Raw genomic sequence first — 15,654 nt, 5'->3', positions numbered from 1 at the left:
TATTGAGCTTGAAAAAGAAAATTACAGTAATTTACAGTAATCTTTCTTTCTTCACTTTAAGTCACTGAAAACTTCAAAGTAACAATTGCAATTTTTTTGAAATGTGTGGTATAATATAACTGAACCCAATATGCAGGGTTAATAGTCTCTCATCACATCCTTTTGATAGTGTTAACTTGTAGTGATGAAAGAGTGTAAGTGTGAAAGAATGCAATTGATATTGCCATTGTGTGTTTTCCAAAGATTCTTCACTACACAAAAGCCTTGAATGTATTTTGCTAAATTCTTCGTATTCTTCAGCCCTCGCTTGAGTCGGAAAAAGTCTTTCAACAATGAAAACTTAGATTCACATTGATTGTTTTTACCGAGCGGTACCACTACGTGATTGATATTTCTGAACAACAGCTTTACTGCACTTTCATATGCACCAAGTCCATCAGTAATAAGTTCAATGTTTCTAGGTTTTGAATTACCAAAGAACTTCTCGAGCAATACTTTGACTTGTCCCATATCACGATACTTTGAGACATGCCAACAAAGAATTAAGTTAGTTTCGTGATCAACTAATAGCCAAACATAGTACTTTTGTTCTTTGAACACAAGAACAGTTTCATCAGCATGAACTGAGAAAACATTTTCGATGGTAAATGTTGGAAAAAGTACAGAGAATAAAGTACACAATTTAATAACCCATTTGTATATGGTGACATGAGATACTTTGATATTAAGAGAATGAGCAAGAGAGCGATAAGACATATTGTGTTTCATATACAAAACGAAAGCCTTTAAGACGAAAAAGATAGGGAAGCGGAAGTATTTAAATTTCTCAGGAATAAGGGTGACTGGTTCGGGGAGGTTAAAAGGTACTCTATCTTTGGTACGACAAGCTCTACAACGGAAGACAACGAAAGAGCGACGGACTTTGTAAATTTGCATAGATTTACCACAAGAAGTGCATTTGGGATAAGGGAAAGAGAAGTTTTTGCGTTTGTGAGAATGGGAGAGTTTGAAAGAATGATGGCAGAGTTTGCAAAGGAATTGTTGGTTACCGTATTTGTCATGACCGTTTTTGTATAAGCTGGTGGAACCGCATTTTGGACAAGAGAGCGTTGAGTTGTTCATATCGGGATACCTCCTTTGTCGAGAGTTGGTTGGGGGGTGTCCCCTCTTTATAAGGATAATGCGGTTTTTGGAAAGTTTCAATACTTTTAGTTAACATTATCATCCTTTTGAAGGGGGGATTTTTGTGAAGAAGGTACTGGTAGCATTGCTGAGTGTTCTCCTCGCGGCAGTTCTCCTTGCGTTTGATCCCACGGTTTACGTGTCGGCAACCATAGGCGAACCGGACACTCTCGATCCACATCTGGCTTATGACACAGCAAGTGGCGAGGTTATTTACAACGTCTACGAAAACCTTATTCAGTACAAAGGCAGAAGTGTTAGTGAATTCGAACCAAAGTTAGCAACAGAGGTTCCAACGGTTAAGAACGGTCTTATAAAAGACGGTGGTAAGACCTACATCTTCCCAATAAGGAAAGGGGTAAAGTTCCACAACGGAAACCCATTGACACCAGAAGATGTTGAATACTCATTTGAACGCGGTCTTCTCTATGACCCAGAAGGCGGTCCAATGTGGATGCTTTGGTATGCAATCTTTGGCGTCCACTCAAGAGATGAAGCTCTCGAAGAGTTTGTTGGGAAACCAGTTAGTGAAATATACGATAAAAACGGCGAGCCAAAACCGGAATATAAACAAAAACTGATAGACTTCTACAAACAAGTTGTCGACCCAGCGATAGAAGTTCAGGGAGACAACGTTGTTATCAAGCTCAAGAGACCATACGGTCCATTCCTCAATATCATCGCACAAAGTGCAAACTGGGCAGCAATCCTTGACAAAGAAACATGTGTTAAACTTGGTCTTTGGGATGGAAAACCAGATACATGGTGGAAATACAAGGATATGCAAAAAGAAAAATCACCACTATATGCATGGGCAATGGGTACTGGACCTTTCAAATTTGTGGAATGGGACAGAAAACAACAAAAAGTTACGCTTGTTGCTAATGAAAACTACTGGAGAGAACCTCCAAAACTAAAGAAAGTAATAATCTGGGGCATCGACGAATGGTCAACAAGAAAAGCAATGCTTGAGAAAGGTGACGCAGATTCTATAGCAGTGGTTCTTGAATACCTCGACCAACTTAGAGGTAACAAGGATATTCAGATTATCGAAAACATTCCGACACTCTCTGTAACAGTTGTTGGTTTCAACTGGTCTATCAACCCATCAAGTAAGTATGTTGGAAGTGGAAAACTGGATGGTAACGGAATACCTCTTGACTTCTTCAGCGACGTATATGCCAGAAAAGCTGTTGCAGCAGCTATTAACTACGATGCACTCATTAGGGATGTTCTAAAAGGTTTTGGTAAGAGAATTCCAACGGCGTTGCCAGAAGGATTACTTGGATTTGACCCAACTCTGCCACTTTACAAATTTAATTTGAACGAAGTGCGCGCAAATCTCCAGAAAGCTTGGAATGGAGAAGTATTGAAGAAAGGAATCAAGTTCAGTGTTGCTTACAACCAGGGTAACGTTGCAAGACAAAGAATTGCAGAAATGATAAAGATGTACATGGAAATGGCAGCACCTGGAAAAGTTAAGATAGATGTTCAACCACTCCAATGGCCAACATTCCTTGATGCAACAAAGCGTGGAGAACTTCCAGTGTTTATACTTGGCTGGGTTGCTGACTTCCCAGACCCAGACAATTTCATATTTACCTACTACCACAGCAAAGGCGATTACTCGACCAGACAAGGTAAGAAATTCCAGGAATTCGTAAGCACTCCAAGAAAAGAACTTGGCGGTAAGAGCCTTGACCAGCTCATCGAACAAGCCGCAGCAGAAACAGATCCAGCAGTTAGGGCAAAACTTTACTTGCAGATTCAAAAGTTCGTTGTTGACAACTGTATTAGTGTTCCAGTTTACCAACCAGTTGGTGTTCGAGTCCAAAGAACGTGGGTAAAAGGTTGGTATGACAACCCAATGAGACCTGGTCACGATTTCTACATACTTTACAAAGAAAAGTAATAGTTTTCATTAGTTTAAAAGGGTCGCCTTGCAAGGCGACCCTTTCTTTTTGTGTGCCCGGCATGAGCGACAGCTTGGCGGTAAAAGTTTTGCTATGGGCTTGGTAGTGGGAACGTAAATGTGGCAAGTAAATGGGATGAAGGCTATCGTTCTTACCCCAGGACGGATACACCTATTGGTAAACTAATCAGTAATTAGTAGCTGAACCGTCAGAAATCAGCAAAGCTCAGTAGCCGAAAGGTGATGGAAAGCAGAGAACCGAAAAGGGCTACGTTGGAGAAAGAGAGGTGGAACCCGGGCATAACCAAGCAGTTTTAATGCCATCAACGACAGTTCCAGAATCACAAGCCAGTGTGCAGTAGCGCAAATCAACTAAGAAACCACCATATATCGCACGGTGCGTACGGTGGTGTGAGAGAGGACGTTGGGCAAATTACCTAATTACCCAGCTTCTACTCGATTATTTACATTATCTTAGCCCTTTTGCCTTGGTAAGTATCTTTTTCTATCAATCTATTTTCTATCAAGTTAACGATCTCGGTTTTTGTCCTTCCCCAATTTCCAAAAAGTGTACCAGTTAAGGGTGGGTCTGCAACAAGTCTATGAATAACTATCCGTGGCGATAGATTCTCAAGGAAAGCAACTGCTCGCTCCACGTATTCTTCAAGAGTTCCTAACTGTAATTTTCCTGCTTTAAACATCTCACCGAACATGGAGCCTTCGACAACATACAACGAATGAAGTTTCACACCATCCACTCCAAGTGCGGAAATTATCTTTGCGCTTTCTACAACATCTAATGTATTATCTCCTGGCAAATTCAAAATTACGTGCGATACAACTTCAAATTCATATTTTTTCAGAAGATTCACAGCGTAAATGTATTCTCCCAACGTGTGTCCTCTGTTTATCTTAACCAAAGTATGATAATTTGCAGTTTGCAAACCTACATCAAAAGAGACCTGAATACCGTAACCTTTCCTTATCTCGTCAACCATCTTTAAAATTTCTTCGTTTATGCAGTCTGGTCTTGTTGCGATATCAAGTTGAACAACATCTTCATCTATCGCTTCTGTATAGGTCTGTCTCAAGACGTCTAAGGGGGCGTAAGTGTTTGTATAGTTTTGAAAATACGCAATGAATTTTCTAATACCTTTTTTTCGGTACTTCTGCTTCATTTTCTCTAACTGTTCTTTAACACTTAATCCTGCAAAAGTGCTAAAACCACTACCCGTTTCATCGCAGAAAAAACAACCTGGTCTTCCATTTTCTCTATTTGGACACGTGAAACCTGCGTTAAGCGGTAATCTTTGTACCTTTTCCCCAAACTTCTTTTTTAATTCAACGCTTAGCTTTCTGTACCTGTAACCATCCTCGAGAAAGTCGAAAATTTTTCCAACACCTCCTCAACGTCAACCGTCGGATATGAGCCATTAATATAGACGAATCTACCATTTACCATTGTTGCATAAACCCTATCGGTGTAAGCGTGAATGAGGTTCTTCAAAAAGTTATCGATTGGTTGTAACTGGATGTGTGAGGCTTCGAAAATCGCAAAATCGGCAGGGTTCCCCACTTCGATTGTCCCACCAGTTAAACGGAGCGCTAAATAACCGTTCCTTGTTATAGCGTTGAATGCCTCTTCAACTTTGAAATTCTCGGGTGAATAACTCTTCTGAGCTAAAACAGAAATCCTTAAATCGGAAAGTAAATTTTGTGAGTTATTGCTTGCAGGTCCGTCTGTTCCAATTGTAATTTTAATTCCATTCTTGAGCATCTCAGTGACAGGTGGTATTCCGTTTCCAAGTTTCATATTGCTTACTGTGTTTATTGACGGATATGAGCCTTCAAGCAAAGGTATATCTTCACGTTTTAACTGTGTGCAATGGACGGGAATGAAGTGTACTTTGTGGAATCCTATGTCCATGATTTCCCTGGGAGTATACATTTCGTATTCCCATGCATTTTCAAAAAAATGCATCGTTACTGGAATATCTTCTGTTTTTGCGATATCTACAATCTTTGAAAGATAACTTTTAGAACAGCTGTAAGGAGCATGTGGACCAAGTCCAATGTAGATTCTATCCTCATATTCATTCCACTTTCTGAATAATTTCAAATTTTCTTCAAGTCTACCGTTGTCATCCCCACCAGTGTCAACAAGCCCTCTGGTCAGCAATGCCTTCAAACCAAAATCAGCCACAGCTTTTGCTACCATATCTTCATGGAAATACATATCGCAAAAGGCAACAACACCATGCGCCGCCATTTCCATCATAGAGACTAGCGAACCGTAATAAACGGCTTCGGGCGTGAGTCTTTCTTCAGCTGGAAGTATTTTACCAAAGAGCCACTCTTTGAACGGAAGGTCTTCCGCATATCCTCTGAGTAAAGACATAGCAACATGGGTGTGAGTGTTAACAAAACCAGGAGTAATTATCTTCCCTGTTAGGTCAATGACATCTTCATTATCTAATGGAACCAAGTTTTCAGATATTTCTTTTATCATTCCGTTCTCTATTCTGATATCACAATTTCTAAGTTCTAATCCAATAAGAGCTTTACCATTCTTCAAAAGCATTAAAAAACAACCCTTTCTGCATCAATCCATAGATGCTCTAGGTCGTAGAACTCTCGTGCACTTTTGGTGAATATGTGGACCACGATATCGCCGGCATCAATAAGAATCCAATCGTAACCTTCTCCTCGGTCGTAATAGATAATTTCTTTACCTTTTTCATTGAAGAACTCAACAACCTCATCTCTAAGGCTTTTCATATGTATATTACTGTTCGCCGTGCAAATAACAAAATAATCGGTTAAGAGTCTTGTTTTACTCATGTTAAGCACAACGGGTTCAATTGCTTCTTTCTTTTCGAGTAACACAAGTAGATCTTTGATTAAGCTAATTTCACTTTTTTCTTGGCTCACCAACACTTAAGCACCTCCTATCGTTAGTTCTTCGCTTATCTTTCCATTCAGTAGATAATCACGAACATACCCAACCAGATAAAATGAACCAGTCACAAATTTAACATCTGCGTCTGTTTCTTTTAGCAAGTTGACAGCCTTGATATAATCTGGTTCAAGAATAACATTTGAGTTATATCTCTTCGCAATTTCATAAGTTTCAGCTACTTTCTCGGCCCTTTTCGAGGGTGGCTTTGTCACTATTAACAAATCGAATTTCGGAGCAATTACTTTTAGCACACCCTCTTTATCTTTGTCATCTACTATACCAAAAACTGAAGCTCTTCTTTTTCCAGGGAAGTATAAATCTAGATTTTCGGCGAATTTTTCGGCCGCTTGTGGATTATGCGAACCATCTAATACTACTCCGTTCACCATTTCAAATCTGCCGGGTATAAATGCTTCTTCAAATGCTTTTTTTACAGCTTTTTCATTAATTCTGTGCGTAACTTCAAAAGCTTTTAATGCCAGTCCAACGTTGTATAGCTGGTGCTTTCCATTCAACCGAACTTTTATACCTTTGATGGTTGTATCACCGTAGTAATCATAGACATTTTCGTTAAACGAAAACTGAACAGGTTCCACATAGAAATCTTTCCCGTATTCGTATACTTTAGAATTTTTCTGTTTGGCAATTTGCCTTATTACTTCTAATGCCGAATCTGCCATTAAACCAACGACGACAGGCTTCTTTTCTTTTATGATTCCGGCTTTTTCAAAGGCAATTTGCTCAACAGTATTACCGAGAACGTTCGTATGTTCTAAAGAGACGGTGCAAATTACGGAAATTTCTGGTATTATAACGTTCGTTGAATCAAACCTTCCTCCCAATCCAACTTCAACACTTCCGTATTCTGCGTTCTTTTTTTTCGTTATGTAAAAATACATCGCAGTCATATACTCAAAGAAACTCGGAGAGAATTCTTCACCAAGTTTATCCATCTCTTCCGCATGTTTTTTGACCTCAAATGCTGCTTCCACAAATTCTTCTTGACTTATATTCTGTGTGTTGTAATGGAACCGCTCCAGGATTGTTGATAAGTGTGGTGAGTAAAATCCCGTTACATTATGCCCATGGTGATATGTCAAGTATTCAAGAAAAGTTGTAACACTCCCTTTTCCATTTGAACCAGTCACATGGAAATATTTAACTCCAGAATGGGGGTTACCCATTCTGGAGAGGAGATTTTCTATTCTGAACAAACCAAGCTTCATTGTGTTGTAAGGGCGTGTGAAGTATAGATATTTTAGAGTGTCTAAAAATGTTGCGGAAATCATCCCTGAGCCTCCAAGTCGGAAATTATCAATTCAATTCTATTTATCTGTTCTAAGAATGTCCTTTGCTTTTCTTTTGTTTCTTCGACGATATCCTCAGGAGCATTCTTAAGGAAGTTTTCATCTTCCAGTTTCTTTGCAAATTTTTCTAAATCTGCCTTTAGTTTTTCAACCTTTTTCTTGAGCCTTTGAACTTCCGCATTCACATCGATAAGTTCTCCAAGAGAAACGTAAGCTTCTAAGTTTAATGACACGTAAGCTGTTGCACAAAGCTTTGGCCTTGATTCTGTAAACTGAATGTTTGAAACATTGCCAAGGAATCTTATATATTCTTGCTCTTCTTCATTTAGCATTCCTTTGATAAAGAGATCTACTTTTGTTGATTGCGGAACATTTACTTCGGCTCTAACATTTCTGACGCCTCTAATGAGAGCCATTATTTCTTCGAATCTCTTCTCGGCAGTTTCGTCAACATATTCCTCTGCTACCTTTGGCCAGGGAGCAACAACTATTGATTCACCAGCAGTTGGAAGTTTTGTCCACAATTCCTCCGTCAAGAACGGCATAAATGGATGCAACAGTCTTAAGCTCATATCGAGTACGTAAACAAGCACGTTTTGTACAATTTTCTTGTCCTCAGATTTAAGCCTATTCTTTACAGCCTCGATATACCAGTCGCAGAGTTCATCCCAGAAGAAGTTATAAATTTCTCCCGCCGCTATATTGAAATCATAGTTATCAAGTGCCTCTGTCACTTTTTTAATCGTTTTCTGTAGCCTCGAGAGAATCCATTTATCTGACAATTTCAGGTGCTCTTTCTGAATTTCCATCTTTTCAAAGTCATCAAGGTTCATGAATACGAATCGAGAGGCGTTCCATATCTTATTAGCAAATTTCTTGTATGTATCAAAGAATCGTACATCAAGTTTTAGGTCCCTTCCTTGTGCGGCAAGGATAGCAAGTGTAAACCTCATAGGATCGGCACCATATTCATCAATAACTTCGAGCGGATCGATTCCGTTTCCAAGAGACTTGCTCATCTTTCTACCGTATTTATCTCTTACAAGTTGGTGTATATACACTTCACTGAACGGTTTTTCCTTCATGAATTCATAGCCCATCATTATCATTCTTGCAACCCAGAAGAAGATAATGTCAAAACCTGTGACTAAAACATCGGTTGGATAGTATCGTTTCAAGTCTTCTGTCTCCTCAGGCCAGCCCATTGTACTAAATGGCCAAAGTGCTGAGCTGAACCACGTGTCAAGTACATCTTCGTCTTGTCTTAGATTTGCGCTACCACATTTTTCACAAACCTTCGGTTCATCTTCTGAAACGTTGTAATGTCCACAATCTTGACATTGCCAGACAGGAATCCTGTGTCCCCACCAAAGTTGCCTGCTTATACACCAATCTCTGATTTCATACATCCAATTTAGATAAACTTTCTTCCATCTTTCAGGAATGAATCTGACTTCGTCATTTTCAACAGCTTCTATCGCTCTCTTTGCCAGTGGTTTCATACTCACAAACCATTGGTCCATCAACCTTGGTTCTACAACAGTGTCACATCTGTAACAGTGTCCGACTGAGTGTTTAATCTTTTCAATTTTTACAAGGTATCCCTGTGCTTCCAACTCAGCAATGACCGCCTTCCTTGCTTCAGATGCGGTTAATCCCTTGAATTTACCACCATTTTCGTTGATAACAATATTTTCGTCGAATATATCAACAAACGGCAAGTTATGCCTTTGACCTATGAGATAGTCGTTTGGATCGTGCGCTGGTGTTACCTTCAGTGCACCAGTCCCAAACGATGGGTCAACGTAATTATCGGCTATGATTGGTAACTCTCTTCCAACTAACGGCAATATCGCAGTCTTTCCTACGTAATTTTTGTATCTCTCATCTGACGGATGAACTGCAACAGCGGTATCACCAAGCATAGTTTCAGGTCTTGTGGTAGCTATCACCAAATAATCCTCTTCGCCTTTGATTGGATATTTGATATAGTAAAGAGCTCCCTCTTCCTCGTGATATTCCACTTCCTCATCTGAAAGCACTGTTCCACATCTGTGACACCAATTAACTATGTACTTACCTTTATAGATTAAACCCTTCTTATATAACTCTACAAAAACCTTTCTGACTGCCTTGGACAAACCTTCATCTAGCGTGAAACGTTCACGAGTCCAGTCAACGGACGCACCAATTGACATTATTTGCTTTTTTATCTCTTCTCTGTATTTATTTGCCCAATCCCATACAATCCTTAAGAACTCTTCTCGAGTAAAGTCTCTCCTACTTTTGCCCTGAGTAGCAATGTATTTCTCAACAGCTGTTTGCGTTGCAATACCTGCGTGGTCTTCACCAGGAAGCCATAGTACGTCGAAACCTTGCATGCGCTTGTAACGACTTAAAATATCTTGAATAGTGATATTAAGGGCATGTCCCATGTGAATTCTGCCCGTGATATTTGGCGGTGGAATAACAATTGAGTACTTTGGACCACTCCCCTTTGGCGTAAAATAACCTTTTTCAAGCCACTTTTTGTACCACTTCATCTCAATATTTGTTGGGTCATATCGCGTTCCTATCTCCATCCTTGACACCTCCGATAGCACTTATTTCTATGTCACAATCTATCTGTATTCTCTCTGAACCGTAGGTTAACAGAAGGTAGTGCAAAGAATCCTTTATTCTATTAGAAATCTTCATGACCTCATTTTCTCCTACCCCGTGGAGAACTATACAAAAATCGTTCCCTTCAAGTTTGCAAACAAAATCCTTGGGTATCCTCACACTGTGTTTTATAACAGAAGAAACTCTAGAGAGCACAAAATTTCTTAAATCTTCGGTGCTAGCTTGAAATTTCAGTGTGATGTGCAAAACATAAAATTTTTCATTGCTTTGCCTAAGTTCTTCAAATACGTTTTTTACGAACTCCTGATTTGGAAGTCTCGTAATTGGATCAACCCATTCGCCTGTTAATAACTTGTGAATACCCTTCATCCGAATACCTCCCACTTTCCTGTTTAAATTATTTTACCACATTTGTCATATTGTGAGAATATGGCATGTGTGATAGAATAAGTAACGAAATTTAAATTGTTCGCATGACAAACTTTTAAATGACTAAAAGTGATAAACAAGAACCTAGAAAGGAGTGTAAAAATTTTATGGGGTTTAATTTAATGTCGCTACTTTCAATATTTTCACACTTCTTTTTAGACTTTTACGTTTCTTTCTTCAATCCCTTGGGACCGTTCATTATCCAGAAATTTCCAATAGAAATTCGCATACTTACCTCTTTTTTGGCATTATCATCAGCGATAGCTAGCCTTTTGCAGATATTCTTTGGATTCTTTTTTGACAGAGTCAAATACACCAAGAGTTTGCTCTTTACAATGTATGTTTTGGAAGCGATAGGTGTATCACTGATAGGTATTTCCACAAACTTTTGGATGTTCATATCCGCGGTTTTTGTTGTTAGAATTGCAAACTCTGCCTTTCATCCTTTAGGTGCTTCTATGGCTGGCGAGGTTGGTGGTCGGAGTGTTGCATTCTTCTCTATTGCAGGAACAATTGGTGCTGCACTCGGACCTGTTTTTATATCCCTTTATGTATCACATTTTCCGATAGAATCACTTTGGGTTGTATCACTACCGGCATTTATTTTAGCCAGTTTCTTACTCAGACTTAATATTCCAAACAGGACTGTGCACAACTCAAAATTCGACTTAAGAGAGGTTGCAAAACTATTGCCCATACTATTAGTTGTCACGGTTCGAAGTTTTCTCATGTCTGTTGTCCACGCTTATACACCTATATACGTCACAAAAATACGCTCTTATTCGATTTCTCTCTCAGGTTTGTTAATAACAAGTGGAATGATTGCAGGCGTCTTTGCAAACTACCTCGGAGTTATTTTAATGGAGAAAATAGGTGCGAAGAAACAAGATTTAGCAGCATTTATAGGTATGGGGTTAGCGATATGCTGGTTAATATCCAGTAAAAGTGTTTTACCAATTTTCATTTCCTTTGTCCTTTTTGACTTTTTTGGATTTTTGCTCATGTCAGCAAATGTTGTTCAAGCACAGAAAATATTACCGAATAGGAAAGCCTTAGCATCATCTGTTGCTATGGGGTTTGCATGGTCATTGGGGGATTTCATAGCAACTGGTTATAATTCTGTATTCGGCAACGATGTGGTTTTATCATTAGGGCTTGCTATACCCGTAGCTTTTGTAGCGTCGATATATTTCGGGATCGTCCAAAAATTTGATACAAAATAATCTGTGTGTTAAAATTGGGTAAGAATGACTTAGACACGATAAAGCAGGAGGAAGATGGTTATGACTGATAAAGACTTTTACAAAAAAAGTGAAAAAGTTGAGCAACTTTACACAGTTTACATAGAAAGGTACGCTTACGGAGGGTACGGTATTGGAAAACTGCCCGGTGGTAAATTGGTTTTTGTTGAGGGGACATATCCGGGTGATTTGGCTGAAATAGAAGTCGTGCAAGAAAAATCTGATGTGGCTTTTGGAAGGTTGAAAACTTTACTTGAAAAGTCAGAGTTTCGAAGAACACCTAGGTGTAAATATTACGGTATTTGTGGCGGATGTCAGATGATGGACGTCAAGTACGAAAAGCAACTTGAATTAAAGACCCTGGTTGTAAAGGAACAGTTGAAACGGATAGGAAAGATTGATGTCGATGTAAATCCAACTATTCCAAGTGATTTAGAATTCGGATACAGGAATAAAATGGAATTTGCGTTTTTTTACAGCAATACTGAAGGAGTTATACTGGGATTGAAAATGAGAAATAGCAACAAGGTAATAAATATAAAGGAATGTCCTATTTCGCCTTCTTCATTTAACAAGGTGCTCGAAGTCGCGCCTGAAATTGTTGAATTGAGCAAAGCTAAGATTTACAATCCGAGAACGGGTTCTGGTATGCTTAAGCATTTGGTTATGAGGTATTCCCATTCAAATAATCAAACTATGGCAATATTCGTAACAAAAACCGAAAGGTTTGATGAGGCAAAATTTATACGTGCTGAACTACTTAGAAGAGTTCCACAAGTAAACTCTATTATCCATGTTATGAACTCTTCCGACAGCGTAGTTTTAAGAGGACCGTATAAAACACTTTATGGTTCAGGCGTTTTGGAAGTGGAGATGGATTATGAAAAATTCCAAATTCCACCAACTGCTTTCTTCCAAAATAATTACCATATAGCAGCTAAGATGATAGAATACGTTATTAAGCAACTTGACCTAAAAGGAAACGAAAAGGTCTTAGATTTATACGCAGGAGTAGGAACGTTTACAATGAGGTTGGCGATGCTTTCGAAATATGTTGTCGCTGTTGAAAGTTCGCATATAGCGGTCAAAGCAGGGAGAGCAAACGCCAATATAAACAACTTGAGAAATGTAAAATATGAAGAAACAGATGTTGAGGAATTCATTCGTTCTTACGATGATAAAGCAAATGTAATCGTGCTCGACCCTCCAAGAGGAGGCGCAGGAAAGTCCGTATGTGAACATATAATAAGAGTTAAACCCGAGAAAATCGCATATATTTCTTGCGATCCATCAACACTTGCAAGGGACTTGGCCGTTTTGAAAGAACACTACAACATACTAGCCGTTCAACCATTTGACATGTTTCCTCAAACGTATCATGTTGAGACGGTGGTATTGATGTCAAGGGTATAAAAATAAGGTGTATTTAAAACATTGATAAATCAAGGGTTTCCAAGTGTAGTTAGTTTTTCTAGATTATTTTCTAGAGCTGATAATGCTGGGAAACCCTTATTTTTAGTGGTTGAGGAAACATATCAAAGACTAAAATTGCCATAGGGTTGAGTTGACAGATTAGATGGATTGGTAGGGTTGTGGAGATAGGATAGATGTGATAAGATATTTTAAATAGCCTACATATCATAAATAATGTTTTGCTATATGTTGAATAGTCAGTGTGTACGTTTATAAAATTTTAAGGCTTTATTTTATATGAATTGGAAGTGGGGATCAGCATGTTTAAAAAAATAAATAATTTCTTGAATTGTTTAATTGGTTCATTTATCGGTGTGTTTATTGCTCATAGTATATATACATATTTTGATTTTAGAAATAATCCAGGTTTATATGAGATTCAATCGACACCTTGGCACATGAGTATTCAAGTATATGGGTGGGGTACTGCTGTAATAATATTTATTGCTATTATTCTTAAGTTATTAATAAAAAAGAAAATGAAAGAAATTAATAATACTTTTTATGTTGATTGTTTATAAAAAATATTAATTTGGAGGTAGAACATGTCTAAAAACCCAAAAGTTCATTTTATACCACCTAAACCTCCAAAACGAGAGAAAAGAGTAGGTATTTACTGCCGGGTCAGTAGTAATAGTTTTGAACAATTGAAAAGCCTTACTGCTCAAGTATCTGCCCTTACAAGGGTAACTGCGGCCACGCCTCAATGGTTACTTGTTGATGTTTATATGGATATTGCCTCTGGGAAAACCGGTTCTTCTCGCAAAGAGTTCTCTCGTATGCTTGAAGATTGCAACTCCCATAATCTAGATATAATACTCACTAAGAGTATTAGCCGATTTGGTAGAGATACAGTGGATACACTTGAAGCATTAAATCAACTAAAAACGTTAGGAGTTCGTGTAATATTTGAGCAAGAAGATCTAGATACTGCAAATACAGATAGTGACCTTATGATATCTATCATCGAAGCTATTGCACAGGCGGAAAATGAATCTAGAAGTGATAATATAAAATGGGGTATTAAACAAAGAGCGGCACAAGGCACTTCAAAGCTGTATAACCGTAAATGTTATGGCTATAAAAATGATGTTGATGGCAGTCTTATTATAGATGATGAAGAGGCTAAAAATGTACAGCTAATATTTGATTTTTACCTTCAAGGCAAAAGTATTATAGGAATAATTGAAGAGTTAGAAAAGCTTGGTATTAAATCCCCAACTGGAAAAGATAAGTGGAGTAAAAGGACAATTGATGTAATGTTAAGTAATGAAAAATATATAGGAATAGTTCGACTATTAAATTCAGGGAAGTACGAAGCTCATTATATTTCTGAAGATAATAATCCTTCTATTATAAGTGATGAACAGTTTAAGGCAGTACAGATTGAGAAGGCAAATAGAAGTAATGTTATAAAGGGTGAAGATGGCAACCAGAGAAAAAATAAAAAGTACAGTTCTAAGAGAAAATAGCAAATTTGGATTTATGGAGGTTATTTGGATTGAAAAAAATGAAAAATAATAATAAATCAAAAAGAATCATCATAATTACAATTCTAATCTTATTGGCTGTTTTTGGAGCTATAACCGTCTGGGGTAATCTTACAGTAGGCACCACTCGTTATAAGATAACTTTGGAGCGTTTGCCAGTTGCATTTGAAGGATATAAGATTGCACAGATTGCAGATTTGCATAATTCAGAATTTGGAGAGGATAATTCGAAAACAATTAAAATCTTGAAAGAGGAGAATCCTGATATCATTGTTATTACTGGTGATCTGGTAGATTCAAATCACATGGACATAGACATTGCAATAAAGTTTATTCAACAGGCGGTAAAAATTTCTCCGTGCTATTATGTGACAGGCAACCATGAGGCATGGATTGGAGATATCTACTATGAACTGGAAGAACAATTGCTCGACGCAGGTGTCACTGTATTACGTGATGAGGTGATTACAATATCGAATGATAAAGACAGCATTCAACTGATTGGTTTGGACGATCCTGATTTTTCAGATCAGGCTCCTTACCTTCAAGAGAGCATGCTAGAGGCTAAACTTTACAATATGAATTTAAAAGATGGGTTCAAGATTTTATTGTCGCACAGACCAGAATTCTTTGGAGTATATGTAAAAAATGACATTGATTTAGTTCTCAGTGGTCATGCACATGGCGGGCAGTTCAGAATTCCTTTTATAGGGGGCGTTATTGCTCCAAATCAGGGGTTTTTCCCAAAATATGATGCAGGAGAATATCATGAAGCCAATACTACGATGATTGTCAGTCGTGGTATTGGAAACAGCATAATTCCTGTAAGAATTAATAACAGGCCAGAAGTGGTTATTGTCCAATTATATTCTCAATGATAAAACCTAGCTTACAGGGTCTTTTGAAGCATAAAAACAAAATAGCCTACTTTCTTAAAGGTAAGCATAGATGACATAGAAAAGAAAAACGACGAGTAAACATTGATAAATAAAGATATCTTACGATTTATTGACTTATTCCATAAATAGCCTAAGTATTT

At 38.0% G+C, this 15,654-nt stretch carries 12 protein-coding genes; 5 read left to right on the top strand and 7 right to left on the bottom strand.

The genetic code is table 11. From position 1 onward, the window contains the following. Nucleotides 1-171: 171 nt before the first annotated feature. Nucleotides 172-1,122 (bottom strand): DDE-type integrase/transposase/recombinase, encoded by a 951-nt coding sequence (locus FERPE_RS10590; RefSeq protein WP_014451107.1) that lies wholly within the window; start codon nt 1,120-1,122, stop codon nt 172-174. Between the two features lie 124 nt (nt 1,123-1,246). On the opposite strand from FERPE_RS10590, the gene FERPE_RS03735 reads away from it, so the two are divergent. After that, a complete protein-coding gene (locus FERPE_RS03735) occupies nt 1,247-3,094 on the top strand; it encodes an ABC transporter substrate-binding protein (protein WP_014451322.1) in 1,848 nt (615 codons plus the stop codon). A 464-nt stretch (nt 3,095-3,558) separates the two neighbouring features. Here the strand turns inward: FERPE_RS03735 and mnmL are convergent, their stop codons facing one another. From mnmL to FERPE_RS03705, 6 genes are read right to left on the bottom strand one after another with little or no spacing between them, the layout of a single operon-like run. Further along, a complete protein-coding gene (mnmL, locus tag FERPE_RS03730) occupies nt 3,559-4,485 on the bottom strand; it encodes a tRNA modification radical SAM protein MnmL/YtqA (protein ID WP_041262812.1) in 927 nt (308 codons plus the stop codon). Continuing rightward, nucleotides 4,443-5,675 (bottom strand): amidohydrolase, encoded by a 1,233-nt coding sequence (locus tag FERPE_RS03725; RefSeq protein WP_014451321.1) that lies wholly within the window; start codon nt 5,673-5,675, stop codon nt 4,443-4,445. The genes mnmL and FERPE_RS03725 overlap by 43 nt, the downstream gene beginning before the upstream one ends. Then, nucleotides 5,675-6,031: a ribosome silencing factor gene (gene rsfS / locus FERPE_RS03720; RefSeq protein WP_014451320.1), complete on the bottom strand. Its 357-nt coding sequence runs from the start codon at nt 6,029-6,031 to the stop codon at nt 5,675-5,677. The genes FERPE_RS03725 and rsfS overlap by 1 nt, the downstream gene beginning before the upstream one ends. After that, entirely contained in the window at nt 6,032-7,342 is a 1,311-nt protein-coding gene (locus tag FERPE_RS03715) for a bifunctional folylpolyglutamate synthase/dihydrofolate synthase (protein ID WP_014451319.1), read from the bottom strand. It lies immediately after the preceding gene. Continuing rightward, nucleotides 7,339-9,942, bottom strand: coding sequence for a valine--tRNA ligase (locus FERPE_RS03710; protein ID WP_014451318.1), 2,604 nt, complete (start codon nt 9,940-9,942; stop codon nt 7,339-7,341). Before FERPE_RS03710 ends, FERPE_RS03715 begins: the two co-directional genes overlap by 4 nt. After that, entirely contained in the window at nt 9,920-10,351 is a 432-nt protein-coding gene (locus FERPE_RS03705) for a diguanylate cyclase domain-containing protein (protein WP_014451317.1), read from the bottom strand. The genes FERPE_RS03710 and FERPE_RS03705 overlap by 23 nt, the downstream gene beginning before the upstream one ends. Before the next feature lie 182 nt (nt 10,352-10,533). Here FERPE_RS03705 and FERPE_RS03700 point away from each other — a divergent pair, with 182 nt between their 5' ends. The 4 genes from FERPE_RS03700 (at nt 10,534) to FERPE_RS03680 (ending at nt 15,493) form a co-directional block, all read left to right on the top strand. Beyond that, nucleotides 10,534-11,634, top strand: coding sequence for an MFS transporter (locus FERPE_RS03700; RefSeq protein WP_041262810.1), 1,101 nt, complete (start codon nt 10,534-10,536; stop codon nt 11,632-11,634). Between the two features lie 60 nt (nt 11,635-11,694). After that, on the top strand, nt 11,695-13,065 hold the full coding sequence (gene rlmD, locus FERPE_RS03695; protein ID WP_014451315.1) for a 23S rRNA (uracil(1939)-C(5))-methyltransferase RlmD: 1,371 nt from the start codon (nt 11,695-11,697) through the stop codon (nt 13,063-13,065). A gap of 605 nt (nt 13,066-13,670) precedes the next feature. Then, nucleotides 13,671-14,597, top strand: coding sequence for a recombinase family protein (locus tag FERPE_RS03685; protein ID WP_014451313.1), 927 nt, complete (start codon nt 13,671-13,673; stop codon nt 14,595-14,597). Nucleotides 14,598-14,635: 38 nt separating this feature from the next. Beyond that, nucleotides 14,636-15,493, top strand: coding sequence for a metallophosphoesterase (locus FERPE_RS03680; RefSeq protein WP_041263219.1), 858 nt, complete (start codon nt 14,636-14,638; stop codon nt 15,491-15,493). The last annotated feature ends 161 nt before the right edge of the window (nt 15,494-15,654 follow it).

This window comes from Fervidobacterium pennivorans DSM 9078 (assembly GCF_000235405.2).
GTDB classification, from domain to species: domain Bacteria; phylum Thermotogota; class Thermotogae; order Thermotogales; family Fervidobacteriaceae; genus Fervidobacterium; species Fervidobacterium pennivorans.
The sequence above is the reverse complement of the archived record's forward strand: the minus strand, read 5'-3'. Positions and strand labels throughout refer to the sequence as shown.

What these genes read in the sequence shown, in the direction of transcription:
- FERPE_RS10590 (WP_014451107.1), bottom strand. Translation starts at nt 1,122, where the DNA reads ATGAACAACTCAACGCTCTCTTGTCCAAAATGCGGTTCCACCAGCTTA.
- FERPE_RS03725 (WP_014451321.1), bottom strand. Translation starts at nt 5,675, where the DNA reads ATGCTTTTGAAGAATGGTAAAGCTCTTATTGGATTAGAACTTAGAAAT.
- FERPE_RS03715 (WP_014451319.1), bottom strand. Translation starts at nt 7,342, where the DNA reads ATGATTTCCGCAACATTTTTAGACACTCTAAAATATCTATACTTCACA.
- FERPE_RS03710 (WP_014451318.1), bottom strand. Translation starts at nt 9,942, where the DNA reads ATGGAGATAGGAACGCGATATGACCCAACAAATATTGAGATGAAGTGG.
- FERPE_RS03705 (WP_014451317.1), bottom strand. Translation starts at nt 10,351, where the DNA reads ATGAAGGGTATTCACAAGTTATTAACAGGCGAATGGGTTGATCCAATT.
- FERPE_RS03700 (WP_041262810.1), top strand. Translation starts at nt 10,534, where the DNA reads ATGTCGCTACTTTCAATATTTTCACACTTCTTTTTAGACTTTTACGTT.
- rlmD (WP_014451315.1), top strand. Translation starts at nt 11,695, where the DNA reads ATGACTGATAAAGACTTTTACAAAAAAAGTGAAAAAGTTGAGCAACTT.
- FERPE_RS03685 (WP_014451313.1), top strand. Translation starts at nt 13,671, where the DNA reads ATGTCTAAAAACCCAAAAGTTCATTTTATACCACCTAAACCTCCAAAA.
- FERPE_RS03680 (WP_041263219.1), top strand. Translation starts at nt 14,636, where the DNA reads ATGAAAAATAATAATAAATCAAAAAGAATCATCATAATTACAATTCTA.